The sequence below is a fragment of the Zwartia panacis genome, assembly GCF_030410395.1.
Taxonomy (GTDB): domain Bacteria; phylum Pseudomonadota; class Gammaproteobacteria; order Burkholderiales; family Burkholderiaceae_B; genus Zwartia; species Zwartia panacis.
On sequence record NZ_JAUHHF010000024.1, the window covers coordinates 1 to 3732 of the forward strand.

At 57.6% G+C, this 3732-nt stretch carries 1 protein-coding gene; it reads left to right on the plus strand.

Translation table 11 applies throughout. The features are described 5' to 3' along the window. Window positions 1-3732: condensation domain-containing protein (locus QWY30_RS15755; protein ID WP_290242628.1), on the plus strand; the 3732-nt coding region annotated here is incomplete at both ends.

A 3732-nucleotide genomic window follows, 5' to 3' on the forward strand; every position in this document is an offset into this window, starting at 1 on the left:
CTGCAGCCGCGGAGCTGCCCGGCGATGGAGAGCTCAGGAGCATGTTGTCGCGCACGTTGCCCGACTACATGGTGCCTGCGGCCTTTGTGCAATTGGAGAGTTTGCCGCTCACGCCCAATGGCAAGCTCGATCGCAAAGCGTTGCCCGATCCGGACTTTGGCGCCGATCAGAGTACGTACCGTGCGCCAGTCAGCGAGCACGAGATCATGTTGTGCGGATTGTTCGCCGAGGTGACGGGCGCGAGCCGCGTGGGCCTAGACGACAGTTTCTTTGCGATCGGCGGCGATAGTATTTCAGCGATGCGCTTGATCGGTAAAGTCCGTCATGCAGGCTTGTCCCTCTCTATCCGTGACTTGTTTGAGTACCCGACCGCAGCCGGCCTGGTGAAGTACTTGAGTATGATCGCCGAGGATCAGAGTGTCGCCCAGGCATTCTGGAGTCCAGAGGGCAGTGTTCCCGCTCTACCCGTTTATCGACAGTTTCTTGAGCTCGGTGGCGAGCTTGATCGCTTTAACCAGGCGATGCGCCTGGAGGTACCGGCAGGTATGACGCATGAGCGCACGAGAGAGATACTCTCGCGTTTGCGTGCGCATCACGCAGCGCTGCGCTTGCGCACATCCGGTCAATCCCCAGTCGCTTTTGTGATCGACCCCGTTGAGCAGCTTGCGCCGCTGGAGCTTAAGGTTCTGGATGTGAGCAGTCTCTCCGCGGCGATGCAAAGCGCCACGATCGATCAGGCGTTTGAGGACCTCTCGAATGATTTACACCCTGAGCGTCCGGGCGCGATGCAAGCCTGTTGCTGGGTGGATCGTGGTCCAGACGCCGCGCCCGTATTGTTATGGGTGATTCATCACTTTGCAGTGGACGGTGTGTCTTGGCGCATCTTACTCCAAGACTTGAGACTGCTGACAGACGCTCAGCAGTCCTTGCAAGGGTCCTATGCCCAGCGCACGACGCAGTCATTGCTGCCTGCGCCAACCATGCCTCTGCGTCAGTGGGCGAGCATGCTCGAGGAGATCGGCACGGCTGGCGAGCGCCGGATCGAGGAGTCGCTGTGGCTCGCTCAGGTCGAGGGCGCACCCGCCTTGCCTAGCGATCACCAGATCGCAGCCGAGGATAATACCAATGCGCATGCCACTGAGATCCGTCTGGCGCTCAGCGAGGCGCAGACGAGAACGTTGTTGAAGGCTCCTGCGGCCTATCACGCACAGATCAATGATGTATTGCTGGCCGCGCTAGGCGTGGCGCTTTGTCAATGGAGCGTGCTCTGCTATCAGCGCGAGCTCGATCGCCCGCTCATTACACTTGAAGGACATGGACGAGAGCTCGACACTGATTTGAGTCAGACCGTGGGGTGGTTTACTTCGGTGTTTCCGCTACGTCTGCCGATCGCCTTGTCGGCTCATTCGCGCACTGTGGATTGGACGCATTCGATCAAAGCGGTAAAAGAGCAGCTTCGGGCACTACCCGATAAAGGCCTGGGCTACGGGATCTTGCGTTATCTGGATCCTGAGAGTGCGCTGTATGGCGCGCAGCTACCCGAGCCCGATCTGTCCTTCAATTATCTGGGACGCTTCGAGCAGTCGGCGCAAGAGCAGGGCGGCTGGTCAGAATATCTTTCAGGTCTGGCGAGTTCGGGAGATACGCGTACGCGTCAACGAGTATGTTTGCTTGAGATCAATGCGTTGATTGATGAGCAGGGCGCTTTGCAGTTGTTCTTGACGTACAACCATCATGCGTATCGTGAGGATGCGATGCATGGGTTGCTGCAAGGTTTCAGAGACGCGTTGATTGAGATGGCGGTCCATTGCGTAGAGACCCCGTCTGCGAATCGCTTTAGTCCCTCGGATTTTGCGCTGGTGCAAACAGCGCTACGCGCCGCAGAGCAGCCTGGGCTGACGCAAGAGACACTCGATGAGATCGTCGAACGCTATCCTGATATGCAGAGTCTCTGGCCTTTGACGCCCTTGCAGCAAGGCATGGCATTCGAGAGTTTCGCGCTAGCCTCAGGCGAGTTCGACCCTTATCACGTCAGTTTGTCTGCCCGATTCACGAGTCCGTTGCCTGCCCATCAAGTTGAGCAACGTTTGTCACGAGCATGGGTGAAGCTTTTGACGCGTCACCCAGCGTTGCGCATTTGCCTGACTCCAGACGCATTGTGCTCCGGTACGGCGATTGTGCGAAGTGTCGAGCGCTATGCGTTGCGAACGGTCGCGTTAACGGGCGATGCTGTGACGCGTCTCGAAGCGCTCAAGTCGCTCGATATGCAAGAGCCGTTTGATTTGACGCAAGGACCGTTGATTCGGTTATATCTGTGTACATTAGACGCAGATGCTTACGCGCTGCACATCGCTAATCATCACCTGTTAGTCGATGGCTGGTCCATGTCCATCATGCTCAACGAGTTGCTCAAACTCTATGAGTCAGAGCGTGAGGAGGCGCCGGGACGCGTGCCCACACGCCAGAGTCTCGATTGGGCGCCCGCCTTTGACTGGTCGCGCCATCTTTCGTGGCTGCAGCAGCAGGATCGCCAGAAGGCCCGGACTTACTGGACCGAGCACCTGGAGGCTGTCACGACAGGCCGCGCACTGAGCCTGCCCCGACCCGCCCAGCCGACTCAGTCGGGACAGATTGAGCACTGGATGAAGCTCGATGCCTCAGTGGCCACATCGCTTGAGCGTACGGCTCAGCAACATGGATTGACGCCCGCGACGGTATTGCAGGGATTGTTTGGGCTCATACTGAGCCGTTTAAGCGGCGTCGATTCGCTCGTGATCGGAAGTGTGCGCAATGGACGCTCAAGTCTCTTGCCAGGCATCGAGGGTGCGGTCGGGATGTTTATCGAAACACTGCCGCTTTATATCTCGCTTGCCTCCGGGCAGTCCTTGCTGGACTGGCTGCGGACGATCCAGACTGAGCTCGCCCAGCAGGAGCAGTACGCGCACCTGGGCTTGGCTGAGATCAAACGCTGTACCTCGCTACATGATGAAACATTGTTCGAGGCGATGTTTGTATTTGAGAACTATCCCATCGATCAGGACGCCCTGAGCACTGTGCCCCTCGAGGATCAGTTAAAGATTCAAGAGATTGATGGCAAGGACTCCGCGAACGGTTTGTTATCGCTCACCATTATGCCGGGCAACGGGCTGGAGATGCGCTTGTCGTTCGATGGCGCGCGTCTCGATAGTGGGCACGCGAGAGGTATTCTCAAACGACTGGAATACTTGATTTCTAGTTTGACACAAGACTTTGACAGGCCTTTGGCCAGCATTCTGATCACTGAGGAGAGTGAGCGCCAGACACTGATCACTCAGTCTGCGGGTGAGATTGTGGAAGTCAGTGAGGCGTTACGCACGCTGCCTGTGCTGTTTGAGTCGCAAGTCAGGCGCGATCCGCACGCTACGGCGCTGATGTTTGAGCAGCAGCAGGTGAGCTACGACGAGCTCGATCGTCGCTCGAACCAGCTGGCCCGCTATTTGATCAAGCAGGGAGTAGGACCAGATCTGACGGTCGCCATCTTGCTGGATCGGTCTGTAGAGATGGTGGTTGGCATGTTGGCCGTACTCAAGGCCGGTGGCGCCTATCTGCCGCTGGACCCGAACTATCCAAGCGAGCGCCTGGCCTTCATCTTGAACGATGCGAAGGCAAGCGTGATGATTGCGGATCAGGCCAATTACGATTTGCTGGAGTTGTCACAGAGTCTTGCGATCGAGGCTCCGGCGTTGATTGATC